Here is a 24,057-nt window from a genome sequence, read left to right as displayed (position 1 = left end):
CGTTCAGGCCGCGCGGGACACCCGACCGAGGACACCGTGCACGAACGCGCCCGAGTCATCGGTCGAGAACTCCTTGGCGAGCTCCACGGCCTCGTCGATCGCGACGGCCGTCGGGACCTCGTCGTTGTGCAGGATCTCCCAGACGGCGATGCGCAGGAGTGCGCGGTCGACCGCCGGCATCCGCTCGATCTTCCACTCACGGCTGTGCGTGGTGATCTGCTCGTCTATCTCGTCGCGGTGATCGATGATGCCGTCGACGATCTCACGGGCGTACAGCCAGGAGGCCTCGCGAGCAGGTTCGCTCGCCGCCCGCTTGGCCTCAGCCGCGAGGGCGATGGCGACGTCGTCTCCGCGCACGTCGGCGGAGAAGAGGATGTCGAGTGCGCGCTTGCGCGCCTTCGTCCGAGCGCTCACGCCTTACTTCTCGCGACCCAGGTACTCACCCGTGCGGGTGTCGACCTTGATCTTGGTGCCCGTCTCGAGGAACAGTGGAACCTGCATCTCGTAGCCGGTCTCGAGGGTGGCGGGCTTCGTGCCGGCCGACGAGCGGTCGCCCTGCAGACCGGGCTCGGTGTACGTCACCTCGAGGATGACCGACGCCGGAAGGTCGATGTACAGCGGGTTGCCGTTGTTCAGAGCGATCGTGACCTGCTGGTTCTCGAGCAGGAAGTTCTTCGCATCGCCGACCGTGGCCGCGCCGACCGTGAGCTGGTCGAAGTCGGTGGCGTCCATGAAGACGAAGCCGTCGCCGTCGTTGTACAGATAGGTGAAGTCGCGGCGGTCGACGTTCTCGATGTCGATCTTCGCGCCCGCGTTGTAGGTGCGGTCGACGACCTTGCCGGAGACGACGTTCTTGAGCTTGGTGCGCACGAACGCACCGCCCTTTCCGGGCTTCACGTGCTGGAACTCGATGACGCTCCAGAGCTGCCCGTCGATGCTGAGGACGACGCCGTTCTTGATGTCTGCGGTAGATGCCATGCGCTGAGAGTTCCGTTCCTGTGTGGTTTTCGCGGCCGCCCTCGCAGGGCGCGGACCCGGCCGACAGTAGATTCTACGGGATGAGGGCGGTGAGCCGTCGCACGGCCTCGGCGTACCCCTCCACGCCGCGCCCGATCACCCGCACGGCGGCGACGTCCTCGAGGTAGGAGTGGTGGCGGAACTCCTCGCGCGCGTGCACGTCCGAGATGTGCACCTCGGCGAAGGGCAGGGCGATCCCGGTCAATGCGTCACGCAGCGCCACGGACGTGTGGGTGAGCCCGCCGGGGTTGATCACGATCGCGGCGCAGTCCTCGCGGGCGGCCTGGATCGCATCGATCAGGACGCCCTCGTGATTGCTCTGGATCGCCCGGATCTCGTAGCCCGCGGCGGCGGCGGCATCGGTCGCGAGACGCTCGACGTCGGAGAGCGTCGCCGTGCCGTAGACCTCGGGCTCGCGCGTGCCGAGCAGATTGAGGTTGGGGCCGTTGACCAGCAGGATCCGAGCGCTCACGCGCCGACCTCCTGGTAGGCGGCGAAGAGCAGCGACTCGTCGGGAGCCTGGAGAACGGTCGGCTTGGCGATGTCGTCGAGCAGGATGAAGCGGAGCATTCCGCCGCGGCTCTTCTTGTCGCGCTGCATCGTGGCCAGGAGCTGCGGCCAGGCGCCCGCGCGGTACGAGGTCGGGAGCCCGAGCGACTCGAGAACCGCGCGGTGGCGCAGCGCCGCCTCGTCGGAGAGGCGCCCGGCGAGACGGGAGAGCTCGGCGGCGAAGAGCATCCCCACCGAGATCGCCGCGCCGTGGCGCCAGCGGTAGCGCTCGGCATGCTCGATGGCGTGTCCGAGCGTGTGGCCGTAGTTGAGGATCTCACGCTGCCCGGCCTCTCGGAAGTCCTCCGAGACGACGGCGGCCTTCATCCCGATCGCGAGCTCGACGGCGCGGCGGAACTCGTCAGAGGCCGGATCCACGGCGCGTGCGGGATCAGCCTCGACGATGTCGAGGATCTCCGGCGCCCAGATGAAGCCGGCCTTCACGACCTCGGCGAACCCGGCCGTCGCCTCGTTGGCGCTGAGGCTGCGCAGCTCGTCGAGGTCGCCGATCACCGCACGCGGCGCCCAGAACGCCCCGACGAGGTTCTTTCCCTCCGCGGTGTTGATCCCGGTCTTGCCCCCGACGGAGGCGTCGACGAGACCGAGGACGGTGGTGGGCACCTGCACGAGCTGAATGCCGCGCAGCCAGGTCGCGGCCACGAAACCGGCGAGGTCGGTCACCGCTCCCCCGCCGTAGCCGATCACGGCATCCGTGCGCGTGAAGTCCGCCTGACCCATCACCTGCCAGCAGAAGGCCGCCACCTCGATGCGCTTGCCCTGCTCGGCATCCGGGATCTCTGCGAGCAGAACCTCGCGCGGACCGTTCTCGGTGTCGGCGAGGAGTCTGTCGCGCAGTTCGGCCGCCCGCGCGGCGAGCGTCGGAGGGTGCACCACGAGAATCTTGCGCACCGTGGGCGTCAGCGCCTCCGACACGCGGTCGAGGATGTCCCGACCGATCACGATGTCGTAGGCATCGTCTCCGGTGACGCTGATGGTCGTGGTGGTCATCGCTGCTCTCTCCTCCAAATGACGATCTCGTCTGCGATCTTCTGCATCGGCCGGCGCGACGTGTCGAACGTCGCCGTGGCCACTTCCTCGTACCAGTCCCGGCGCGCCTCGAAGATCGAGGTCCATCGCTCCAGGGGATCCTCCGACTCGAGCAGCGGGCGCCCGGCTCCGCGGATCCGATCCGCGACCGCCTCGGGACTCACCGTGAGGAAGACCACGGGATGCGCGCCCAGCAGCGCGCGGGTTCCGGCATCCGTCACGGCGCCGCCGCCGAGGGAGATCACGCCGCCCTCCGCGAGCGCGTCGGCGACCGCGAGCCGTTCCAGCTCGCGGAAGTGATCCTCGCCATGCTCGGCGAAGATCACGGGGATCTGGCCGTGGGCGGCGACGATGCGCTTGTCGGTGTCGATGAACGGCACGCCCAGGCGGCGTGCGACACGCCGCCCCACACTGGTCTTGCCCGCAGCCATGGGACCGACGAGCACCAGTGTGAGCGGATCAGTGCTGTTCGTCATGCGCGAGCAGCGCGGCCTCGGATGCCGGCGCGGTGCGCAGCTCCGCCGGGATCGCTGCGAGGTATCCCTCGAGGTTGCGACGGGTCTCGCCGACGCTGTCGCCGCCGAACTTCTCGAGCACGGCCCGGGCGAGCTCGATGGCGACCATCGCCTCGGCCACGACGCCCGCCGCGGGTACGGCGCACACGTCGGAGCGCTGGTGGTGGGCCGTCGCGTCGTCGCCGGTCGCGATGTCGATCGTGCGCAGCGCATGCGGCACCGTGGCGATCGGCTTCATGCCGGCGCGCACGCGCAGCACGGTGCCGGTCGACATCCCGCCCTCGGTTCCGCCGGCACGGTCGGAGCCGCGGGTGATGCCGCCGTCGGTCGCGAAGAGCTCGTCGTGGGCGGCTGAGCCGCGCCGACGTGTGGTCTCGAATCCGTCGCCGACCTCGACCCCCTTGATGGCCTGGATGCTCATGAGCGCCTGGGCGAGGCGGGCATCGAGCCGTCGGTCCCAGTGCACGTGCGAGCCGAGCCCCGGCGGAAGGCCGTAGGCGAGCACCTCGACGATGCCGCCGAGGGTGTCACCGTCCTTCTTCGCGTCGTCGACCTCGGCGACCATCAGCGCGGAGGTGGCGGCGTCGAAGCACCGGAGCGGATCGGCGTCGAGGGCGTCGACGTCGTCCGGCGTCGGCAGCGGTGACTCCGCAGGCACGGCGACCGGGCCGATCGAGAGGGTGTGGCTCACGAGACGGATGCCGAGCTCGCTGAGGAAGGAACGGGCGACGGCACCCAGCGCGACGCGGGCGGCGGTCTCCCGAGCACTCGCACGCTCGAGGATCGGGCGGGCCTCGTCGAAGTCGTACTTCTGCATGCCCACGAGGTCGGCGTGACCCGGGCGGGGGCGTGTGAGCGGGGCGCCGCGGCCGCGCGACTTGTCGGTGAGCTCGGCGGGCTCGGGGTTCATCACCTCGGTCCACTTCGGCCACTCGGTGTTGCCGATCCGCAACGCGATCGGACTCCCCAGGGTCCTGCCGTGGCGGACGCCGCCGGAGATGCTCAGCTCGTCCTGCTCGAACTTCATGCGCGAGCCGCGCCCGTAGCCGAGTTTCCGACGCTGGAGGTCGGCCTGGATCGCCTCGGAGGAGATCGGGACACCGGAGGGAAGGCCCTCCATGATGGCGATGAGTTCGGGGCCGTGCGATTCGCCGGCCGTCAGCACGCGGAGCATTCCTCTAGTCTCCCATGCGCGGCCGCGCCCGCCGTCCGCGTTTCAGCGTCGTGTCACAGAGCGGTGCGGAGTCAGAGAGCAGCGCGCATCGCGGCCAGGACGGATGCCTCGTCGTCGAGCACGTGCGCCGGGTCACCGTGCAGGAAGACGCGGATCTGACGGATCGCCTGATGGAGCAGCATCCCGAGGCCCGACACGACGGGTGCGTTGCTCCACACCGCCGCCAGCGCCGAGGGCCAGGGCGCGTAGGCGGCATCGAACAGCACTCCCCCGTCATCCGCCAAAGGCAGGGCGACGTCTGCGGGAAGCGATGTACCCGACGGGAGCGTCGCGACCGTCAGATCCACCGGGGTGGGAGGCGAATCGAACGAGGCGACGGAGACAGTCACGCCGAGACTGCCGCCGAGATCGACCAGTGCCGCAGCGCGATCCGGCCGTCGCGCGCGGATCTCCGCACGCTCGGCACCGATCTCCGCCGCAGCGACCAGGGCGGATGCCGCCGTCGCCCCGGCACCGAGGATGCGCACGGTGCTCGCCGCCCGCATCCCGTCATCGGCCAGGGCGTCGACGATCCCCCCGACGTCGGTGTTGAACCCCGCCGGCCCGCCGTCGAGCAGGAGCGTGTTCACGGCTCCCGTGAGCGTCGCATGGCGATCGCGCACCGCCGCGGCCCGGAACGCCTGTTCCTTGAGGGGCATAGTGAGCGAGAGTCCACGCCACGATCCGTCGAGACCGGACAGCGCCGACGGCAGGTCGTCGGCGCTCACGCGGCGGCGGTCGTAATCCCAGTCCAGCCCGAGCACACGATAGGCCGCGGCATGGAGCGCCGGAGACTTCGAGTGCGCGATCGGATCCCCCCACACCGCGAGCCGGTGGGGGGAACGAGCGTCAGCAGCCGGCATCCGGATTCGCCCGGCACCATTCGCGCCACTTCTCGATGCCGGCCTGGTGCTCCTCGTACGTCTCCGAGAACTGCGTCTCGCCCGTCGACAGGTCGATCGTGACGAAGTACAGCCAGGGACCGTCCTCGGGGTGCAGCGCGGCATCGATCGCGGCGAAGCTCGGACTCGCGATCGGCGTCACCGGAAGCCCCGTGCGCACGTAGGTGTTCCAGTCGTTGTCGTCTTCCAGAGCCTCGGTCGAGCTCGACACGACTCCCTCGTGCAGCGAGCCGTACCCGTACTGGGCCGTCGAGTCCATCTGCAGCTTCATGTCGATGTCGAGACGGTTCTCGATCACGCGGCTCACCTTCGCGAAGTCGGCCGTGCGGCCCTCGCGCTGGATGATCGACGCGATCGTCAGGATGCGCTCGGCGTCGGTATCGGGAACGCCCGCTTCGGTCAACGCCTCCCGCGTGCGATCGACCATGCGCTGGATGACCTGCGTCGCCGTCACCTCGGGATCGAAGGTGTACACGGCCGGGAACAGCCACCCCTCGAGGCTCGGCGCGTCGACGCCGTAGGCGGAGGGATCGGCGACGGCGGCTTCGAAGTCCTCCACCGGCAGACCGAGCGACTCGGCCATCGCCGCCAGGGAGGACTCGATCGTGCCGCCCTCCGACACCGACGCCGTGTTCTCGAGCTTGTTGTCTTCGTTGCCCAGCTCCTCAAGCGCGGCCGCGGCGGTCATCTTCTTCTGCAGGCGGTACACACCCGGGTAGAAGGTGACAGCGATGTTCTCCTCGATCAGGTAGTCGTAGAACACGTCCTCGGTTTTGGTGACACCGGCCTCGTAGAGTGCCGTCGACACCGGGCGTCCGGTATCGCCGTCCTTGATCGTGACGAAGGCTTCGCCGGAGGCTTCGCCGTCTTCGTAGTCCTTCGGCTCACCCCAGCCCATGATGTCGTTGATCTGCTCGCCGTAGGTGTTCATCGCCCAGGCGCCGGCGGCGGCGATACCGCCGACGATCACCAGGATGACGAGCAGCGCGATCAGACATCCGCGACGTCGCTTCTTCGGTGCCTTCGCCAGAGCGCGATCGTCATCGGGAGCCACGAAGAGAGCGTCGAGGCCTCCGCCGATCGGGGCCTCTCCCTGGACGGCTTCGGCGGTGGGAGCGGCGACGGGTGCCGGTTCCCTGCCTGCCGGCACGATCCGCACCTCTTCGGCGGACGGACGCACGGGCTCGGCAGCCGACGTCACCGGTTCGACCGCCGATGTCGCGGGCTCGACTGCCGGGACGGGGGCGCCGACCGGGTCCACGGCGTCGGGCAGCGCGGCGGGAGTCGTCTCGGGTGACGCGTCGCCTCGGCGCGCGGCCTCACGGGCGGCGCGCCGGGAGCCGGGCGCCGGGCCGCTGTAATCGGCCGTCGGATGCTGCTGCGTCGGCTCGGGGAGGTTCGCGAAGAGATCGCCGAGCGGCTCGTTCGCATCGGGCGCGGGGGACGCGCCATCGCGTTCGGACATGTTCAGGGATGCTCCTCGTCGGACGGGACAGCGGCACCGGCCGGGTTTCCGGTGCTCTTCTCCGTGTCGATCGCCTGCTGCAGCAGCACCACCGCGGCGACCTGATCCACAATGCTACGAGAGTTCTTCTGATTTCGACCTGAAGAACGCAGGGCCGCGTGCGCGGACACCGTGCTGAGCCGTTCGTCGACGAGCCGTACCGGGACACCGGTGCGCGTGCGAAGGGCTGCGGCGAACTCCCGTGCGTCCACCGTCGACGCGGTGTCCGCGCCCTGCATGTTCACCGGGAGACCGACGACGAACTCCATCGGCTCGTACTCGGCCGCGAGCTCCACGAGCCGATCGATCGAGGTCTCCGAGCGCGGCACCGTCTCGACGGGGACGGCGAGCATTCCGTCGGGATCGCACCGCGCGACGCCGACGCGGGCGCGCCCGACATCGATGCCGAGGCGCACCCCGCGTCGGAAACCGCTCACGCTGCGTGCAGCTCCTGGACGATGGCGTCGAGAGCGGCGGGCAGTGCCGCGGCATCCGTTCCGCCGCCCTGCGCGACGTCGTCACGACCGCCGCCGCCTCCGCCGAGCACTCCGGCGGCGCGCTTCGCGAGCGCTCCCGCCTTCGCACCTGCGGTGCGAGCGGCGTCGTTGGTGGCGACGACCACGACCGGACGACCGTTCACGACGGCGCCGAGTGCGACGACCGCAGCATCGGAGCCGAGGCGGTCGCGGACGCCGAGCACGAGTTCGCGCAGATCGTCGGCCGAGGCCAGCTCACCGAGCGACTCCGTGGCGACGTGGAACGCGGCGATCCGGCGCGCCGCGTCGGCGATCGCGGGAATCTGTCCCGCGCGCTCCTTGGACTCGAACTGAGCGATGCGCTTCTCCGCCGCCTTGAGGTTCGCAGCGAGGTCGGAGATGCGCTCGGCGAGCTGATCGCGCGGCGTCTTCAGCGAACTCGTGAGCTGCGAGACGATCGCACGCTCGGCAGCGAGCTCACGGAAGGCGTCGACGCCGACGAGGGCTTCGATGCGACGGTTGGATGCTCCCACCGACGATTCTCCGACGAGGCTGACGAGGCCGACCTCGGCGCTGGAGCCGACGTGGGTCCCCGCGCAGAGCTCACGCGACCACGGACCACCGATGTCGACCATGCGCACCACGTCGCCGTATTTCTCGCCGAACAGCGCCATGGCGCCGGCTTCCTTCGCCTCGTCGAGCGAGACGATGCGCGTGGTGACCTCGAGGGCGTCGTGGACGGCCCGGTTCGTGATCTCCTCGATCTCGGTGCGCGTGTCGACTGACAGCGCCTGCGACCAGGAGAAATCGAAGCGCATGTAGCCGGCGCGGTTCAACGAGCCCGCCTGCGTGGCGGTCGGACCGAGCGTGTCGCGGAGCGCAGCATGCACGAGGTGCGTCGCGGAGTGCGCCTGACGCGCCGCGCGACGGTTGGCCGCATCGACGACCGTGGTGGCGGCGTCGTCGACGGCGACCGATCCGGTGCTCACCTGCACCGTGTGGCTGATGAGCCCGGGCACGGGACGCTGCACGTCGAGCACTTCGAGTTCGAAGCCGGGGCCCACGATCGTTCCCTTGTCGGCGACCTGACCTCCGGACTCGGCGTACAGGGTCGTCTCGGCGAGGACGACCTCGGCGATCTGGCCCTCCGATGCGCTGCGCACCGGCTGCCCGTCGACGAGGATGCCCAGGATGCGGGACTGCACCTCGAGTTCGGTGTACCCGTCGAAGCCGGTCTCGCCGAGAGCGCGCAGCTCCCGGTAGACGGAGACATCCGCGAGCTGACGCTTGCGGTTGCGTGCGTCTGCCTTGGCGCGGTCGCGCTGCTCGCGCATGAGCGTGTCGAACGCGCCGCGGTCGACCTCGAGCCCGGCTTCCTCGGCGACCTCGAGCGTGAGGTCGATCGGGAATCCGTAGGTGTCGTGCAGCAGGAAGGCCTCCGGGCCGCTCAGCGCCGTCTTGCCCTCCTTCTTGGTCTCGTCGAGCGCCAGGTCGAGGATCGTCGATCCCTGGGCCAGCGTGCGACGGAAGGTCTCCTCCTCGGCGAACGCCGACGCGGAGAGGGTCGACCAGTCGCGCTCGAGCTCGGGGTACGACGACTTCATCGCGTCGCGCGAGGTGGCGAAGAGTTCGGGGAAGACCGGCTCGTCGACGCCGAGCAGTCGCATCGCACGCACCGAGCGGCGCATGAGGCGACGGAGGATGTAGCCGCGGCCCTCGTTCGACGGACGCACGCCGTCGGAGAGCAGCATGAGCGAGGAGCGCACGTGGTCGGCGATGACGCGGAAGCGCACGTCGTCCTCGTGGACCTTGCCGTAGGTGCGGCCCGAGAGCTCGACGGCACGATCGAGGACGGGGCGCACCTGGTCGATCTCGTACATGTTCTCGACGCCCTGCTTGAGGAAGGCGACGCGCTCGAGACCCATGCCGGTGTCGATGTTCTTCTGCGGGAGCTCGCCCACGATGTCGAACTCGGTCTTTCCGCGGATGTTCTCGATGAAGTCCTGCATGAACACGAGGTTCCAGATCTCCAGGAACCGCGAATCGTCGGCCGCGGGGCCGCCGTCCTTGCCGTAGGCCGGTCCCCGGTCGAAGAAGATCTCGGAGTCGGGGCCACCCGGGCCGGGCTGCCCCGTGTTCCAGTAGTTGTCGGCGCGTCCGAGGCGCTGGATGCGCTCGGGCTTCAGTCCGATGATGTCGCGCCAGATCGACTCGGCCTCGTCATCGGTCTCGTAGACCGTGACCCAGAGGTCCTTCTCGTCGAATGCGAAGCCGCCATCGGCCTCGCTGCTGGTGAGGAGTTCCCAGGCGTAGCGGATCGCGCCCTCTTTGAAGTAATCGCCGAACGACCAGTTGCCGAGCATCTGGAAGAACGTGCCGTGACGGGCGGTCTTGCCGACCTCTTCGATGTCGTTCGTGCGGATGCACTTCTGCAGGTCGGCGATCCGCGGATGCGGCGACGGCACGACGCCCGTGAGGTACGGGACGAAGGGCACCATGCCCGCGACCGTGAACATCAGTGACGGATCGTCGCTGACGAGCGAGGCGGAGGGGACGATGACGTGGTCGTTCTTCTCGAAGAAGTCGAGATAGCGCTGCGCGATTTCCGCAGAATTCATAAGGGTGCCCGGGTGTCCTTGTTCGGAGGTGAGAAGTTCCGCGCGGTTGCGCGAGGGGTCAGTGGTCTTCCGGCTCGGTGAGCCGGGCCTCCTGCGCGCGGTACGCGTCGCCGATGAGCGCGGTGAAGCCGTTGATCCTGGCATCGACCTCGGCGAGGATGTCGTGCCCGCGGGGGTCCTTGTTCATGAAATGCGCAGCGACGAAGCCGCCGATCACGCCGATCAGGAACCACACCATGTTCTTCATGTCGTCATCCTTGCCTTGACCCGCGAAGGCGCGGTGTCTCCATCGTATGCAAAAACGACGAGAGGCGTCGGGTCACCCCGACGCCTCTCGTTTCGAACGCTGAGATCAGCGCCCTGTGGGCTCAGCGAGCCGCGTAGTACTCGACGACGAGCTGCACTTCGCAGGTCACGGGGACCTCGGCGCGCTTCGGACGACGGACCAGGCGGGCCTGGAGCTTGTCGAGCTCGACCTCGAGGTAGCCCGGAACCGGGGGCAGGACCTCGGCGTGACCGCCGGCTGCTGCCACCTGGAAGGGCTCGGTGCCCTCGCTCTTGGCCTTGACGTGGATGAGCTGTCCGGCCTTCACGCGGAAGGACGGGCGGTCGACGAGCTGGCCGTCGACGAGGATGTGGCGGTGCACGACGAGCTGGCGGGCCTGCGCCGTCGTACGGGCGAAACCGGCGCGCAGCACGAGAGCGTCGAGACGCATCTCGAGGAGCTCGACCAGGTTCTCACCGGTCAGCCCCTCCTGGCGGCGGGCTTCGTTGAAGGTGTTGCGCATCTGCTTCTCGCGGATGCCGTACTGCTCGCGCAGACGCTGCTTCTCACGCAGACGGACGGCGTAGTCGCTGTCAGCCTTGCGCTTGGTGCGGCCGTGCTCACCCGGAGCGTAGGGACGCTTCTCGAGGTAGCGGGCGGCCTTCGGGGTGAGAGCGATGCCGAGGGCACGGCTCAGACGCACCTTGCGGCGGTCCTGGGACTTCGTGGTCACGAAGCTGTCCTTCCGATAACGTGGTCGCGTCTCTCGCGACTCACGGACGTATCACCCGCGCTCTTCCTCGGGGCGCACGCCGGGGCGCCGTCGAGGTGTGGTGTGAACGAGGAGATGCCCGAAAACTCGGTTTCGAGCCGCTCAAGTCTATCAGAGGCGCCGCGCGTCCCGCGATGCGCCGGATTCCGCCGCATCCTCCAGAGGCTCCGACTCTCGATCCGGACCGGGCCCGCCGACGGTGAGCCACGCGATCGCGAATGCGATCGCCGCCAGAGCCACGGCGGTTCCGAGCGTGAGATAGCCCTGGGTGAGCACCCACCCGACGCCCGCCACGAGAAGCGCTGTCGCCGCGATCGCCGCCGGCAGCGGCATGGTGCGCGCCCTCTCGACCGGCCAGATCCGTTCGATCCGGGGGACGGTCGCGCAGAGCACGGCGAGCACCGCCACGATCGCGAGCACCCACGGGATGCGTGTGATCCACCATGTGGGGGTGAGTACCGGCGGGAACGGCAGCCCCAGCGCCTGCTGTGCACCGACGACGATCGCCATCGCGACCGTATGCCACAGGTAGATGACCATTCCGTACATTCCGAGGGCGCCGATGATCACGAGCGCGGGGCGCAGACGCATGAGCGCGCGGATCGCCGGCTGAAGGAGCGTGAACAGGTAGACCTGCGCCAGACCGAGCAGGAGCAGGAGCACGGTCGGCGGGTTGAGGTTGGCGATCATGTCGGGGTCGTAGCCCAGCCCGAAGACGGCGACGCACATGAGGCCGTAGGCGGCGACGGCCAGCAGCAGGAGCAACCACCGCGGACGGCGCGAGTACCACTGATCCCGCACGCCGAAGCCGAGTTGCTGCACGAAGAGCCAGACGAAGAGCCAATTGAGGGCGCCGATCGGCAGACCCCCGAAACGAGAGACGAGATCGACGATCACGACCAGCGCGGCCAGGGTGAAGTACGTCGTCCAGGCCGCACGGCGGTGCAGCGCGGCCATCAGCGGTACGAACGAGGTGCAGATCGCGTACACCGCGATGAACCAGAGCGGTTCGGCGAGCCGGAACGCGAAGGTCCGGAGGAACTCGGCATCGGCTCCGCAGACCGCCATCACCGCGAGGGTGAGGAGCACGCCGAGCATCGCGAGGAACACCGGGCGCGCGAGTCGGAGGGCTCGGACGCGGATGTACTCCCCCGCCGTCTCCCCTCTCTTCTCGAGTCGGCGCCAGGTCGTGATACCGGCGAAGCCTCCGGCGATGAAGAACGTGGGCATGATCATCCCGATCCAGGTGATCCAGGCCAGCGGCGTCCACTCCGCGAGTGCGTTGAAGGCACGGGGCGGATCGCCCTCGATGCCCATCTGGATCGCATGCAGCACGACCACCACCGGGAGGCAGATCGCGCGGACGAAGTCGATCGAGAGATCACGATCGGGCGGAATGCGAAGAGGAGAACGCGTCACCCGCACACTGTAGAGGGTCAGGCGTCCGCTGCGGGCAGGGGCTGCGGGTCAGCGCCCGTCGAGGATGCGGCGGATCTTCTCGAGCCGCGCCGAGACATCGCGCTCGGCCCCCAGAGCCTTCGGCGCGTAGTAGCGGCGCCCCTGCAACTCGTCGGGGAGGTACTGCTGGGCCACGATGCCGAACTCGTTGTCGTGCGGGTACGCGTAGCCGCGGCCATGACCGAGCCGCTTCGCCCCCGGATAGTGCGCATCGCGCAGGTGGAGCGGGACCCGGCCGAAGCCGCCCTTCCGGATGTCGGCGATCGCGGCGTCGATGCCCGCATACGCCGCATTCGACTTGGCCGTCGTCGCGAGGTAGACGGTCGCCTCGGCGAGCGGGATGCGCCCCTCCGGCATCCCGATGAAGGCCACGGCGTCGGCGGCGGCGACGGCGATCACCAACGCCTGCGGATCGGCGAGGCCCACGTCTTCGGAGGCGGAGATCACGAGCCGCCGAGCGATGAACCGGGGATCCTCTCCCGCCTCGATCATCCGGGCGAGGTAGTGCAACGCCGCATCGGCATCCGACCCGCGAATCGACTTGATGAACGCACTGATGACGTCGTAGTGCTCGTCTCCCTGACGGTCGTAGCGCAACAGCGCTCGGTCGACGGCCTGCGCGACGTCGTCGGCGGAGACTTCCGGAACGACGGATGCCGCACCGGCGGCTTCTTCCCCGGTATCGTCGCTCTCCATGTCGGCTTCGACGTCGTCGGCGTCTTCAGCGTCCTCATCGTCGTCGCCCGCGTCTTCCGCGTCAGGCGGGCTCCCGTGCGAGAGCGCGACGGCCGCACCGGCCTCGAGGCCGGTGAGGGCACGGCGCGCGTCGCCGGAGGCGAGACGGATGAGCGCGGCCCGCGCCTCATCGCTGAGCGTCACCGCGCCGTGCAGGCCGCGAGCATCGGTGACGGCACGATCGACGAGCAGACCGATGTCGTCGTCGGTGAGAGGTTGCAGGGTGAGTAGGAGCGATCGCGAGAGCAGCGGCGAGATCACCGAGAACGACGGGTTCTCGGTCGTCGCAGCGATCAGGATCACCCAGCCGTTCTCGACACCGGGCAGGAGAGCGTCCTGCTGCGCCTTCGTGAAGCGGTGGATCTCGTCGAGGAACAGGATCGTCGTCTGACCGTAGAGGTCGCGCTGCGTGATCGCCTCCTGCATGACCTCGCGCACGTCCTTCACACCCGCCGTGATCGCCGAGAGCTCGACGAAGCGGCGACCGGACGAACGGGCGATGGCCTGCGCGAGCGTCGTCTTACCGGTACCGGGAGGCCCCCAGAGGATGATGGAGACCGCGCCGGGCGACGATGCCTCGGGGTCGGCGAGGGCGACGATCGGCGAGCCGGAACGGAGCAGGTGCCGCTGACCGGCCACCTCGTCGAGCGAGACGGGACGCATGCGCACGGCGAGCGGCGTCTGCCCCGAGAGCAGGGCGGCGGCAGGGGTCATCCCTCCAGGCTAATGCGGTCCACCGACACCGGCGACGATATGCTCTGAGACGACGTCGCCCGGCGGCGTCGATGAGAGGAGCACGCAATGGCGGCACGCGGTTCGAAGAGCGCGCAGGAGCGCACCCAGGCCGAGCGCGCGCGGGTCTACGCGGCGCGCACGGCTCAGCACCAGGAGAAGATCCGTCGCCGCGTGCGCGACAACGTGATCGCCGGCGTGGGTGGCGCGGTCCTCGTGCTCGCAGCGATCGCGAGCCAGGTGGCGCACGCACAGGTCACGGCACCGGAGCCCACGCCCACTCCCTCCTCGTCCGTCGAGCCAAGCGCTCCGGTGGAGACCCCCGCGCCCACCGAGGCACCCGCTCCCGAGGAGACCCCGGCGGAGTGATCAGCGCCCGCTCCGACGCGGAGCGGAACGTCACCGCATCGCATCGTCGCGGCGTACTAGGCTGAACATCGTCCTTTCCGCCTCCCGCGGCCAACCGCGCAAGGAGAACACTGTGTCTGCCAACGAGTCCTCGAAGCCGACTCCCCCCGTCCCCGCTCCCCCGGCGAAGCCGCTGCCGCGCAAGCTGCCCGCCCCCGCCGCCGCCGTTCCGGCCGCGTCCACCGCCCCCGTCTCCAGCGATGCTGCGAAGTGGGGTCGCGTCAGCGAGGACGGCACGGTCGAGGTGCGCGAGGGTGAGAACTGGCGCGTCGTCGGTCAGTACCCCGACGGCACGCCCGACGAGGCGCTCGCCTACTTCGTGCGCAAGTACGAGGACATCGCGTTCAAGGTGCAGACCCTCGAACAGCGTCACCAGGCCGGCGGCGCGACCGCCAGCGATCTGGTCAAGCAGGCCGGGCACCTGGTCGACGAAGCCACGGATGCCGCCGCCGTCGGTGACCTCGCCGGTCTTCTCGAGCGCCTGCACACGCTAACCGCGTCCCTTTCCGAGGCCACGGCCGAGGAGCAGCAGCGTGCGAAGGAGCTGCTCGACCAGGCCATCGCCGAGCGCACCGCACTGGTGGAGCGCGCCGAGGCGATCGCCGCACGCGACCTCTCGAAGGTGCAGTGGAAGCAGGTCACCGCCGAGCTCGGTGAGCTCTTCGACGCGTGGCAGGCTCAGCAGCAGAACGGCCCGCGCCTGTCGAAGGGCCTGTCGCAGCAGCTGTGGAAGCGATTCCGCGACGCTCGTTCGGTCGTCGACAAGCACCGTCGTGCGTTCTACTCGGAGCTCGACGACACGCACAAGGCCGCCCGCGATGCGAAGACCCGCCTCATCGAGCGCGCCGAAGCCCTCGCCCCGCGCGGCACCGACGGGATTCCCGCCTACCGCACGCTGCTCGACGACTGGAAGGCCGCCGGCCGCGCAGGTCGCAAGGCGGACGACGCCCTCTGGGCCCGGTTCAAGGCCGCCGGAGACGCGCTCTACGCCGCGCGTGCCGAGCAGTCCGCCGCCGAAGAGACCGAGTCCGCTCCCAAGATCGAGGCGCGTCAGGCTCTTCTGGAAGAGGCCAAGGCCGTTGCCGACGAGTCCAACATCAAGCGCGCCCGCGCCCTGCTCACGCGAATCCAGCGGCAGTGGGATGAGGTCGGCCGCATCTTCCCCCGCGACAAGGAGCGCGCGCTCGACGACAAGCTCCGCGTCATCGAGCAGGCCCTCAAGGCCCGCGAAGAGGTCGACTGGAAGAAGAACAACCCCGAGACCAAGGCGCGCGCCAACGACATGAGCTCGCAGCTCCTCGAGGCGATCGAGAAGCTCGAGTCCGAGCTCGCCACGGCCGAGAAGTCGGGTGACAAGAAGGCGATCAAGGAAGCGTCCGACGCTCTCGAGGCGCGCCGCGCCTGGCTGAGCGCCCTCGGCGGCTGACGAGTTCTCCACAGCTCCCGTCCGAGCACACGACAGCGGGATGCCCTGGGCCACACTGGCCTGGTGCATCCCGCTTTCCTGTATCTGCCCGGCCAACGCCTGACACTGCCCGAGCTCACCGCCGCCCGCCTCGACGGCGACGTCGTCGACATCGGCGAGGCCTTCGTCCCCGCAGATCTCGTCGAGGGCGCCGACGTGCGGGCAGCGTCGATCGCCACGATCGTGCACCCGGGCACCGCGGTCTGCGGGCCGAGCGCGGTATGGGTGCACGGTGCATGCGATGCGCCGCCGAACCCGCATCATCTTCGCCGAGCGGTGGCGAGGCGCATCCGCGCCGTGCAGAGTCCACGGGTGCGATATCACGACACGCCACTCCCGGCCGAGGACCTCATCTTCATCGGCGGCATCCCGATCACGACTCCCGAACGCACGCTGATCGACCTCGCGCTCGGGAGCCACCGGGAACCCGCTCTGGATCGCTGGGCGCACATGCTCATCGAGCACGACCCGGGTCTCATCGGGACCGCGCGGGAACGCATCCGCACCCTGCGGCGCGTGCCAGGCTCTCGACGTGCCCTGGAACTTCTCGAGGAACTCGGTATCAGGAGGACGTGACGCGGTACACGTCGTACACCGCGTCGATCCTGCGCACGGCGTTGAGAACGCGGTCGAGGTGCACGGCGTCGCCCATCTCGAACACGAACCGACTGATCGCCAGTCGGTCGTCATTGGTGTTGACCGTGGCGGAGAGGATGTTGACGTGGTGCTCGCTCAGTACGCGCGTGACGTCGGACAGCAGACCGGAGCGGTCGAGGGCCTCGACCTGGATCTGCACGCGGAACACGCTCTTGGTGGTCGGCGCCCACGACACCTCGACGAATCGGTCCTGCTCGCTGCTCAGGGCCTTGACGTTGACGCAATCGCTGCGGTGCACCGAGACGCCACTGCCGCGCGTGACGAAGCCGACGATCGGATCCCCGGGAACCGGCGTGCAGCACTTCGCGAGTTTCACGAGGATGTCGGCGGCGCCGCGGACGAGAACGCCGGAGTCGCCCGCACGCGGTTCGCGGGTCGGCACGCTGCCCGGCAGGTCGATGGCGCCGGTCGTGGTGTCGTTCGCGGCGACGTTGGCCGTGACCTTCTCGAGCACCGACTGGGTCGAGATATGCCCCTCGCCCACGGCCGCGTACAGCGCCGAGACGTCTTCGTAGCGCAGCTGCTGGGCGACCTCGGCGAACGAGTCCTGGCTCATCAGACGCTGCAGGGGCAGGTTCTGCCGGCGCATCGCGCGCGCGATCGCCTCCTTGCCCTGTTCGATGGCCTCTTCGCGCCGCTCCTTCGTGAACCAGCCACGGATCTTGTTGCGCGCACGGGTGCTCTTGACGAATCCGAGCCAGTCCTGGCTCGGTCCGGCATCCGGGTTCTTCGAGGTGAAGACCTCGACGACGTCGCCGCTCTTCAGCTCGGACTCCAGCGGCACCAGGCGCCCGTTCACCTTCGCACCCATCGTGCGATGGCCGATCTCGGTGTGCACCGCATACGCGAAGTCGACGGGAGTCGCACCGGCCGGAAGACCGACGACGCGCCCCTTCGGCGTGAAGACGTAGACCTCCTTCGCGCCGATCTCGAACCGCAGCGAGTCGAGGAACTCCCCGGGGTCGGCCGTCTCGGCCTGCCAGTCGGAGATGTGCGCGAGCCAGGCCATGTCGGTGTCGGATGCCCGCACCTCGGCCTTGCCGCCGTTCATCCGCTCCTTGTACATCCAGTGCGCCGCAACGCCGTACTCGGCCTGCTGGTGCATCTCGTGCGTACGGATCTGGATCTCGACCGTGCGCCCCGCGGGGCCGATCACGGTCGTGTGCAGCGACTGATAGAGATTGAACTTCGGGGTGGCGATGTAGTCCTTGAAGCGACCGGGCAGCGGCGTCCACCGCGCATGGATCGCACCCAGCACGGCGTAGCAGTCGCGCACCGAAGCGACGAGCACGCGGATGCCGATCAGGTCGTAGATGTCGTCGAACTCGCGACCCCGCACCACCATCTTCTGGTACACGGAGTAGAGCTGCTTCGGTCGGCCTGAGACCTTGCCGCGGATGCGCAGATCACGCAGATCCTCGTCGATCTCCTCGACGACCTGGCTCAGATACTTCTCGCGCTGCGGAGTGCGCTGTGCGATGAGGCTGTGGATCTCGTTGTAGATCTTGGGGTGCAGCACCGCGAACGAGAGGTCTTCGAGCTCGGACTTGATCGCCTGGATACCGAGACGATTGGCCAGGGGCGCGTAGATCTCGAGCGTCTCCTTGGCCTTCTTCGCCGCCTTCTCCGGCGGGACGAAGCCCCAGGTACGAGCATTGTGCAGACGGTCGGCGAGCTTGATCAGGAGCACGCGGATGTCCTTCGACATCGCCACGATCATCTTGCGGACGGTCTCGGCCTGGGCGCTCTCGCCGTACTTGACCTTGTCGAGCTTGGTGACGCCGTCGACCAGCATCGCGACCTCGTCGCCGAACTCGGCGGTGAGATCGGTAAGCGCGTAGCCGGTGTCTTCGACCGTGTCGTGCAGGAGCGCCGCCGCGATGGCGCGCGGCCCGAGACCGAGCTCGGCGAGGATCTGCGCGACGGCGAGCGGATGCGTGATGTACGGCTCGCCGCTCTGACGCTGCTGGCCGGTGTGCTTGTCCTTGGCGACCGTGTACGCGCGCTCGATCACCGAGAAATCACCGCGGGGGTGGTTGGCCCGGACGGTGCGGATCAGGTTGTCGAGGTCGTTGACCCTGGACGCGCGCGAGAAGATGCGGGGAACCAGACGCCGCAGGCTCGATCCCTGCGCCGGCGACTGCGCTTCCGCCATCCGCTCACCTCCGAATCAGAACATCAGACAATCCTACGTCCGTCCGGCGGGAGCGGCTCCCACCGGACGGATACGTCAGGCTTCGACCGTCGCGCGCAGGCGCGCTTCGCGGATCCGGGCGTCGCGCTCGCGGATCTGCGGCTCGTTCTCGCGGAAGAGCGAGTAGAGCGGAGCGGCGACGAACAGTGTCGAATACGTCGCCACGAGGATGCCGACGAAGATCGACAGCGAGATGTCGGTGAGGGTCTCGGCACCGAGCCACAGCGATCCGATGAAGAGGATCGCTCCGACCGGGAGCGCCGCGACCACCGAGGTGTTGATCGATCGCACGAGGGTCTGGTTCACCGCCAGGTTGACGGACTCCCCGAACAGACGCGCCGATTTCTCGCCGTCTTCATGTGTGTTCTCTCGGATCTTGTCGAAGACGACCGTCGTGTCGTACAAGGAGTACGCCAAGATCGTGAGGAATCCGATCACCGCCGCCGGCGAGATCTCGAAGCCGGCCAGCGCGTACACGCCGACGGTGATCACGAGCACGTCGAGCAGACCGATGATCGCCGCGGCCGACATCTTCCAGGTTCGGAAGTAGATCGCCAGGATCAGGAAGGTGAGGGCGAGGAAGATCGCCAGGCCCCACAGCGATTGACGCGTGACGCTCTCGCCCCAGGCCGGACCGATGAACGACGACGTCACCTCCGCAGTGTCGACGCCGTACGCGTCGGCGAGTGCCGCGGTGACCTGCTGCGTCTCATCGGCCGTCATCTGGTCGGTCTGGACGCGGATGTCGTCGCCGTTCACCACGACGACCTTGGTCGCCGATTCGGGCACGACCGACTTGACCGCGTCGGTGGCGATCTGCTGATCGGTGCTGTCGGGCGCCGCGACGGTGAACTGCGACCCGCCGGTGAACTCGATCGAGAACTGGATCGGACGGATCAGCGGCACCAGAGCCGAGCCCACGACCAGGATGATCGCGATGATGAACCACAGGCGGCGGCGACCGACGAACGGGAAAGAGGTCTTCCCCGTGTACAGGTTGTTGCCGAACTCATTCATGGAAGGCATCAGGCGTCTCCCTCACTTCCGGCGTTGGTGGGTCTGTCACCCGCGAGAGCCTCCGCGCGCTTGCGCTCGGCGATGGTCTGACGACGCTCCGCCTCGCCGCGCGAACGCGAGTTGCGCGCGCCACGGCCGGCGGATGCCGTCGCGACCTCGCGGAACTGCGACCGATTGCGGTAGACGGCGCCCAGTGCTTCGGGGTCGAGCCCCGAGAGCTTGTGGCCGCCTCCGAAGAAGCGCGTGCGAGCGAGCAGTTGCATCACCGGGTGCGTGAAGATCACGAAGATGAACACGTCGATGATGGTCGTGAGGCCGAGCGTGAACGCGAACCCCTTCACCGTCGAGTCGGCCAGGATGTACAGCACGAGCGCGGCGAGGATGTTGATCGACTTCGAGATGTAGATCGTGCGCTTGGCGCGACCCCATCCGTCTTCGACCGCGGAGGTGATCGACTTGCCGTCTCGCAGTTCGTCTCGGATTCTCTCGAAGTAGACGATGAAGGAGTCGGCGGTGAATCCGATCGACACGATCAGACCGGCCACACCGGCCAGCGAGAGGCGGAAGCCGAGGCGCCACGCCAGGATGCAGATGACGATGTAGGTCAGCACACCCATCACCGCGATGGACGCGATGATCACCGTCCCGAGGGCTCGGTAGACGATGAGCGAATAGATCGCGACGAGGATCAGGCCGATGAGACCGGCGATGAGACCGATCTGCAGCTGCTGCGTACCGAGCGTCGCCGACACGGTGTCGGAGCTCTGCACGGTGAAGCTCAGCGGCAGCGCTCCGTACTTGAGCTGATCGGCGAGAGTCGTGGCCGACTCCTGCGTGAAGCTGCCCGAGATGCTCGGCCGGCCATCGAGGATCACACCGTTCATGCGGGGCGCCGAGATGACGACGCCGTCGAGCACGAAAGCGAACTGGTCGCGCGGCGACAGGCCGTCGATGCGGTTCTGGTTGAGGCGGGTGCTGACCTTGCCGAACTTGTCGGCCCCATCCGGGTTCATCGTGAGCTGCACGAGCCACGCGCCGTTCTGCGGGTCACGACCGCTCGCGGCGTCGTCGATCGCCGTCCCGTCGAGCTCGGTCGGGCCGAGCAGGAACTTGGCCTGACCGGTCTCGTCGCAGGCGATCATCGGCTGCTCGCTCGGCACGTTGGTGGGGTTGTCGGGGTTCGCGCAGTCGTAGGCGAGGAACTCGGCCTGCAGCTTGGGCGTGGCCCAGTTGAGGTCGCTGCCGTCGGTCGGCTCGGCCGTCGGCGTCGCCTCGAGCGAGGGGTCGGGGCTGGGGTACGGCGTCTCGTTACCGTCGTCACCGACGAAGGACGTCGTCGCGGCGGTCGTGGCCAGCACCGCCCGGAACTCGAGCTGCGCGCTGCTGGTGATCCGCTCGCGCGTCTGGTCGTCGGCGACACCCGGGATCTGGACGACGATGTTCCGTCCGCCCTCGGTGGTGATGTCGGCCTCCGCCACGCCCGAGGCATCGACGCGCTGGCGGATGATCGAGGCTGCCTGGTCGAGCTGTTCCGCGGACGGCGCTGCTCCCTCGTCGGTCTCGGCCTGCAGCACGATCTGGGTGCCGCCCTGGAGGTCGAGCGCGAGCTCCGGAGCCCACGAGCTCTTCCCGAAGACGTACACCCCGGCCGCGTTGATGCCGAAGAGGACACCCGTCACGAGGAGCAGGCCGAGAAGGACCCGCCAGGCGTGACGGACAGGAGAGGATGAAGCCACGTGAGTTCAGCTTTCTGAGAGGCCGGATTCCGGGGTGCGGTCGAACGCCGCGGACTTACTTGTCGTCGGCGTCGCGGTCGAGGCGCGCGCGCGTCTCTTCCGGGGTCTCGGCGATCGGAGCGTCGGCTTCGACGACCAGGTCGTCGTCAGCGAGCTCGGTGTCGTCGGCGACGATGTCCTTGGGCTCGACGATGCGGAGGATCGCCTGGCTGTGCACCTCGATCACGACACCGGGGGCGACCTCGACCGACGCGGGGTGGTCGAGGTCATCGGGGTCGTAGGAGACGATCGTGCCGTAGATGCCGCCCTGCAGGAGCACACGCACGCCGGGAACCGTCTTCGTCGCCTTCTCCTCCTGCTCGGCCTTCATCTGCTTCTGACGCTTGCGCGTGTTGAAGATCATGAAGACGAGGAGGACGGCCAGGAGACCGAAGAGGATGATTTCCATGGGGCGGAGCGCCTTTCTGAGGTGCACGCACCATCAACGGGCGCACAGAAGTTTCGGGGGAAGTCTTCTGTGATTATAGGTCATCGAAGCGAAGCGCTCCGTCGGGATGCGCCACACCCAGATGCGCATACGCCTCAGGCATGGCGACGCGCCCCCGCGGAGTGCGACCGAGGAAACCGATCCGGACGAGATAGGGCTCGACGACGCTCTCGACGGTCTCGGCTTCTTCGCCGACGGCGACGGCGAGGGTGCTCAGTCCCACCGGCCCCCCACGGAACCGCCGCACGAGCGCTTCGAGAACGGCGCGGTCGAGGCGGTCCAGCCCGATGGGGTCGACGTCGTACAGTTCGAGAGCGGCGCGGACGTCGGCGATGGTCGCCGCTCCCCCACCGTGCACGAGCGCGTAGTCGCGCACGCGTCGGAGAAGGCGGTTCGCGATGCGGGGCGTCCCGCGCGATCGGCGGGCGATCTCGGACAGCGAATCGGACGGCAGATCGACGCCGAGGACCGCCGCGGATCGCGCGATCACCCGCTCGAGCTCGCCCTCCTCGTAGAACTCCAGATGACCGGTGAACCCGAATCGATCGCGCAGCGGATTCGGTAGCAGGCCCGACCGCGTCGTCGCTCCCACCAGGGTGAACGGTGCGAGTTCGAGCGGGATGCTGGTGGCCCCCGCCCCCTTGCCCACCATGATGTCGATGCGGAAATCCTCCATCGCGAGATAGAGCATCTCCTCGGCGGAGCGCGCCATCCGGTGGATCTCGTCGATGAAGAGCACCTCGCCGGGAACGAGGCTCGACAGGAGCGCAGCGAGATCGCCGGCGTGCTGGATGGCCGGTCCGCTCGACAGGCGCAGGGGGCGATCGCTCTCGTGCGCGACGATCATCGCCAGCGTCGTCTTGCCGAGTCCGGGCGGGCCCGCGAGAAGGATGTGATCGGCGGGTCGGCTCTGGATGCGTGCGGCCTCGAGGAGGAGCTGGAGCTGGCCGCGCACCTTCTGCTGTCCGACGAACTCGCCGAGACTCGTCGGACGCAGGGCGCCCTCGATCGCGAGCTCGGTCTCGTCGACGGGCTCGGAGGCATCGAGTGCGTCAGCCACGTGCCGGCCCCAGCAGGGCAAGAGTGCGGCGGAGGAGCGGTGCGACGGCCGAACGCTCGGCATCGGATGCCTCTGCGGCCGTCTGCGCGGCGGCTTCGGCGGCGACCTTCTCCGACCATCCGAGTCCGACGAGGGCGGCCGCGACCTGACCCACCACGTCCACGGCGCCCGAGGGACTCGGCGCTGCCGCGACCGTCGGCTGCACCTTACCGGCGAGCTGCACGACGATGAGCTTCGCGGTCTTGGGACCGATTCCGGACACGCGACGGAAAGGCGCGTCGTCCTCGGCGTTCACCGCCTCTGCGATCTGGTCGACGGTCAGGTGCGACAGCACCCCCAGGGCGGATTTCGGCCCGACGCCCGTCACGCTGATGAGGAGCCCGAAGACCTCGAGCTCGTCGCGCTCGGCGAACCCGAAGAGCGAGAGCGCGTCCTCGCGCACGATCAGGCTCGTGTGCAACCGCAACTGCTCCCCCACCGTCGCGGTGTGCGCGACGTCGGCCGGGACGGCGACGGAGAAGCCGACGCCGCCCACCTCGACGACGACCTGGTCGGAGGTCGAGTGCAGCACTGTGCCGTGCAGGGAGGAGATCATCCTCCCAGCCTAGGCCCCGCGTCGTACGTATGTTCGAGCGACACGCTCCGCGTCCGCCCAGGCGCGCTGGGCCGGCGTGAGCCCGCCCGCTGCGGATGCCGCCCCCGCGCCGCCTCGGCGCCAGGCGTGGCAGAGGGCGATGGCGATGGCATCCGCGGCATCCGCCGGCTGCGGAGGCGCGTCGAGGCGCAGGATCCGGGCGATCATCGCCTGCACCTGGCGCTTGTCGGCAGAACCGTAACCGGTCACGGCGGCCTTGACCTCGCTCGGCGTGTGGGTCGCGGCGGGAAGACCCGCCTCTGCCGCGAGCAGCAGCGCGACTCCGCTGGCCTGAGCCGTGCCCATCACCGTGTGCGTGTTCTGCTGCGCGAACACGCGCTCGACCGCGACCGCCTGCGGAGAATGCGCGCTGATGACCTCACGGATGCCGGCGGCGACGATCGCGAGACGCTCGCCGATCGGCGCATCCGGAGACGAACGGATCACCCCGACGTGCACGAGCGTGCCGCGACGCGATCCGTCGACGTCGACGATGCCCACACCGCATCGCGTGAGGCCCGGGTCGATCCCGAGAACGCGCAGCGAGGAGGAGGTCACTCCCCCAGGCTAGGCGGCACCGTCGACGTCGGGCGCGT

General features: G+C 68.7%; 24 protein-coding genes. 3 read left to right on the top strand and 21 right to left on the bottom strand.

Annotated elements, in window-relative coordinates; genetic code table 11:
* Positions 1–3: 3 nt before the first annotated feature.
* The 14 genes from nusB to ACI2JZ_RS02135 all read right to left on the bottom strand — a co-directional run bounded on the left by nusB (position 4) and on the right by ACI2JZ_RS02135 (position 13,785).
* The gene (nusB, locus tag ACI2JZ_RS02200; RefSeq protein ID WP_247622443.1) at positions 4–414 is read right to left on the bottom strand and encodes a transcription antitermination factor NusB; all 411 of its coding nucleotides are present in this window, start codon (positions 412–414) and stop codon (positions 4–6) included.
* A 3-nt stretch (positions 415–417) separates the two neighbouring features.
* Positions 418–978, bottom strand: a complete 561-nt coding sequence (gene efp, locus ACI2JZ_RS02195; protein WP_247622442.1) for an elongation factor P — start codon at positions 976–978, stop codon at positions 418–420.
* A gap of 73 nt (positions 979–1,051) precedes the next feature.
* A complete protein-coding gene (aroQ, locus tag ACI2JZ_RS02190; RefSeq protein WP_404596373.1) occupies positions 1,052–1,489 on the bottom strand; it encodes a type II 3-dehydroquinate dehydratase in 438 nt (145 codons plus the stop codon).
* Positions 1,486–2,574: a 3-dehydroquinate synthase gene (gene aroB / locus ACI2JZ_RS02185; RefSeq protein ID WP_247622440.1), complete on the bottom strand. Its 1,089-nt coding sequence runs from the start codon at positions 2,572–2,574 to the stop codon at positions 1,486–1,488. The genes aroQ and aroB overlap by 4 nt, the downstream gene beginning before the upstream one ends.
* Positions 2,571–3,089 (bottom strand): shikimate kinase, encoded by a 519-nt coding sequence (locus tag ACI2JZ_RS02180; protein ID WP_247622439.1) that lies wholly within the window; start codon positions 3,087–3,089, stop codon positions 2,571–2,573. Before ACI2JZ_RS02180 ends, aroB begins: the two co-directional genes overlap by 4 nt.
* Entirely contained in the window at positions 3,073–4,302 is a 1,230-nt protein-coding gene (gene aroC, locus ACI2JZ_RS02175) for a chorismate synthase (protein WP_404596372.1), read from the bottom strand. Before aroC ends, ACI2JZ_RS02180 begins: the two co-directional genes overlap by 17 nt.
* 71 nt (positions 4,303–4,373) lie before the next feature.
* Positions 4,374–5,204 (bottom strand): shikimate dehydrogenase family protein, encoded by an 831-nt coding sequence (locus tag ACI2JZ_RS02170; protein ID WP_404596371.1) that lies wholly within the window; start codon positions 5,202–5,204, stop codon positions 4,374–4,376.
* Positions 5,191–6,708, bottom strand: coding sequence for an endolytic transglycosylase MltG (mltG, locus tag ACI2JZ_RS02165; RefSeq protein WP_404596370.1), 1,518 nt, complete (start codon positions 6,706–6,708; stop codon positions 5,191–5,193). Before mltG ends, ACI2JZ_RS02170 begins: the two co-directional genes overlap by 14 nt.
* 2 nt (positions 6,709–6,710) lie before the next feature.
* Positions 6,711–7,184 (bottom strand): Holliday junction resolvase RuvX, encoded by a 474-nt coding sequence (gene ruvX, locus ACI2JZ_RS02160; protein ID WP_336640337.1) that lies wholly within the window; start codon positions 7,182–7,184, stop codon positions 6,711–6,713.
* Positions 7,181–9,841, bottom strand: coding sequence for an alanine--tRNA ligase (gene alaS, locus ACI2JZ_RS02155; RefSeq protein ID WP_404596369.1), 2,661 nt, complete (start codon positions 9,839–9,841; stop codon positions 7,181–7,183). Before alaS ends, ruvX begins: the two co-directional genes overlap by 4 nt.
* Before the next feature lie 58 nt (positions 9,842–9,899).
* A complete protein-coding gene (locus tag ACI2JZ_RS02150; RefSeq protein ID WP_247622433.1) occupies positions 9,900–10,088 on the bottom strand; it encodes a hypothetical protein in 189 nt (62 codons plus the stop codon).
* Positions 10,089–10,209: 121 nt separating this feature from the next.
* The gene (gene rpsD / locus ACI2JZ_RS02145) at positions 10,210–10,839 is read right to left on the bottom strand and encodes a 30S ribosomal protein S4 (RefSeq protein WP_247622432.1); all 630 of its coding nucleotides are present in this window, start codon (positions 10,837–10,839) and stop codon (positions 10,210–10,212) included.
* Positions 10,840–10,989: 150 nt separating this feature from the next.
* The gene (locus ACI2JZ_RS02140; protein WP_404596368.1) at positions 10,990–12,297 is read right to left on the bottom strand and encodes an acyltransferase; all 1,308 of its coding nucleotides are present in this window, start codon (positions 12,295–12,297) and stop codon (positions 10,990–10,992) included.
* A 48-nt stretch (positions 12,298–12,345) separates the two neighbouring features.
* The gene (locus ACI2JZ_RS02135) at positions 12,346–13,785 is read right to left on the bottom strand and encodes a replication-associated recombination protein A (RefSeq protein WP_404596367.1); all 1,440 of its coding nucleotides are present in this window, start codon (positions 13,783–13,785) and stop codon (positions 12,346–12,348) included.
* An 87-nt stretch (positions 13,786–13,872) separates the two neighbouring features.
* Between ACI2JZ_RS02135 and ACI2JZ_RS02130 the strand changes: the two genes are divergently transcribed.
* The 3 genes from ACI2JZ_RS02130 to ACI2JZ_RS02120 all read left to right on the top strand — a co-directional run bounded on the left by ACI2JZ_RS02130 (position 13,873) and on the right by ACI2JZ_RS02120 (position 16,252).
* Positions 13,873–14,172 (top strand): hypothetical protein, encoded by a 300-nt coding sequence (locus ACI2JZ_RS02130; protein ID WP_247632177.1) that lies wholly within the window; start codon positions 13,873–13,875, stop codon positions 14,170–14,172.
* Between the two features lie 112 nt (positions 14,173–14,284).
* A complete protein-coding gene (locus ACI2JZ_RS02125; protein WP_404596366.1) occupies positions 14,285–15,637 on the top strand; it encodes a DUF349 domain-containing protein in 1,353 nt (450 codons plus the stop codon).
* A gap of 63 nt (positions 15,638–15,700) precedes the next feature.
* On the top strand, positions 15,701–16,252 hold the full coding sequence (locus ACI2JZ_RS02120; protein WP_404596365.1) for a type IV toxin-antitoxin system AbiEi family antitoxin: 552 nt from the start codon (positions 15,701–15,703) through the stop codon (positions 16,250–16,252).
* Here ACI2JZ_RS02120 and ACI2JZ_RS02115 read toward each other — a convergent pair.
* The 7 genes from ACI2JZ_RS02115 to ruvC all read right to left on the bottom strand — a co-directional run bounded on the left by ACI2JZ_RS02115 (position 16,239) and on the right by ruvC (position 24,019).
* Entirely contained in the window at positions 16,239–18,488 is a 2,250-nt protein-coding gene (locus ACI2JZ_RS02115; protein WP_404596363.1) for a RelA/SpoT family protein, read from the bottom strand. The two genes, ACI2JZ_RS02120 and ACI2JZ_RS02115, sit on opposite strands and share 14 nt — an antisense overlap.
* A gap of 75 nt (positions 18,489–18,563) precedes the next feature.
* On the bottom strand, positions 18,564–19,553 hold the full coding sequence (gene secF / locus ACI2JZ_RS02110) for a protein translocase subunit SecF (RefSeq protein WP_247622425.1): 990 nt from the start codon (positions 19,551–19,553) through the stop codon (positions 18,564–18,566).
* A complete protein-coding gene (secD, locus tag ACI2JZ_RS02105; RefSeq protein ID WP_404596362.1) occupies positions 19,553–21,280 on the bottom strand; it encodes a protein translocase subunit SecD in 1,728 nt (575 codons plus the stop codon). Before secD ends, secF begins: the two co-directional genes overlap by 1 nt.
* Positions 21,281–21,335: 55 nt before the next feature.
* The gene (yajC, locus tag ACI2JZ_RS02100) at positions 21,336–21,728 is read right to left on the bottom strand and encodes a preprotein translocase subunit YajC (protein WP_247632171.1); all 393 of its coding nucleotides are present in this window, start codon (positions 21,726–21,728) and stop codon (positions 21,336–21,338) included.
* 73 nt (positions 21,729–21,801) lie between these two features.
* Positions 21,802–22,827, bottom strand: a complete 1,026-nt coding sequence (ruvB, locus tag ACI2JZ_RS02095) for a Holliday junction branch migration DNA helicase RuvB (RefSeq protein ID WP_404596361.1) — start codon at positions 22,825–22,827, stop codon at positions 21,802–21,804.
* The gene (ruvA, locus tag ACI2JZ_RS02090; protein WP_404596360.1) at positions 22,820–23,422 is read right to left on the bottom strand and encodes a Holliday junction branch migration protein RuvA; all 603 of its coding nucleotides are present in this window, start codon (positions 23,420–23,422) and stop codon (positions 22,820–22,822) included. The genes ruvB and ruvA overlap by 8 nt, the downstream gene beginning before the upstream one ends.
* 9 nt (positions 23,423–23,431) lie before the next feature.
* Complete coding sequence (gene ruvC / locus ACI2JZ_RS02085) at positions 23,432–24,019, bottom strand: crossover junction endodeoxyribonuclease RuvC (RefSeq protein WP_404596359.1); 588 nt, start codon at positions 24,017–24,019, stop codon at positions 23,432–23,434.
* Between the last annotated feature and the right edge of the window lie 38 nt (positions 24,020–24,057).

This window comes from Microbacterium sp. NPDC087868 (assembly GCF_044900755.1).
In the GTDB taxonomy this organism is placed as follows: Bacteria; Actinomycetota; Actinomycetes; order Actinomycetales; family Microbacteriaceae; genus Microbacterium; species Microbacterium galbinum.
This window is presented reverse-complemented; position numbering and strand designations above follow the sequence as displayed.

Bases quoted from the DNA above. Each gene is read 5' to 3' on its own strand.
- efp (WP_247622442.1), bottom strand. From the start codon at position 978: ATGGCATCTACCGCAGACATCAAGAACGGCGTCGTCCTCAGCATCGAC.
- aroB (WP_247622440.1), bottom strand. From the start codon at position 2,574: ATGACCACCACGACCATCAGCGTCACCGGAGACGATGCCTACGACATC.
- ACI2JZ_RS02180 (WP_247622439.1), bottom strand. From the start codon at position 3,089: ATGACGAACAGCACTGATCCGCTCACACTGGTGCTCGTCGGTCCCATG.
- aroC (WP_404596372.1), bottom strand. From the start codon at position 4,302: ATGCTCCGCGTGCTGACGGCCGGCGAATCGCACGGCCCCGAACTCATC.
- ACI2JZ_RS02170 (WP_404596371.1), bottom strand. From the start codon at position 5,204: ATGCCGGCTGCTGACGCTCGTTCCCCCCACCGGCTCGCGGTGTGGGGG.
- mltG (WP_404596370.1), bottom strand. From the start codon at position 6,708: ATGTCCGAACGCGATGGCGCGTCCCCCGCGCCCGATGCGAACGAGCCG.
- alaS (WP_404596369.1), bottom strand. From the start codon at position 9,841: ATGAATTCTGCGGAAATCGCGCAGCGCTATCTCGACTTCTTCGAGAAG.
- ACI2JZ_RS02150 (WP_247622433.1), bottom strand. From the start codon at position 10,088: ATGAAGAACATGGTGTGGTTCCTGATCGGCGTGATCGGCGGCTTCGTC.
- ACI2JZ_RS02135 (WP_404596367.1), bottom strand. From the start codon at position 13,785: ATGACCCCTGCCGCCGCCCTGCTCTCGGGGCAGACGCCGCTCGCCGTG.
- ACI2JZ_RS02130 (WP_247632177.1), top strand. From the start codon at position 13,873: ATGGCGGCACGCGGTTCGAAGAGCGCGCAGGAGCGCACCCAGGCCGAG.
- ACI2JZ_RS02115 (WP_404596363.1), bottom strand. From the start codon at position 18,488: ATGGCGGAAGCGCAGTCGCCGGCGCAGGGATCGAGCCTGCGGCGTCTG.
- secF (WP_247622425.1), bottom strand. From the start codon at position 19,553: ATGCCTTCCATGAATGAGTTCGGCAACAACCTGTACACGGGGAAGACC.
- yajC (WP_247632171.1), bottom strand. From the start codon at position 21,728: ATGGAAATCATCCTCTTCGGTCTCCTGGCCGTCCTCCTCGTCTTCATG.
- ruvA (WP_404596360.1), bottom strand. From the start codon at position 23,422: ATGATCTCCTCCCTGCACGGCACAGTGCTGCACTCGACCTCCGACCAG.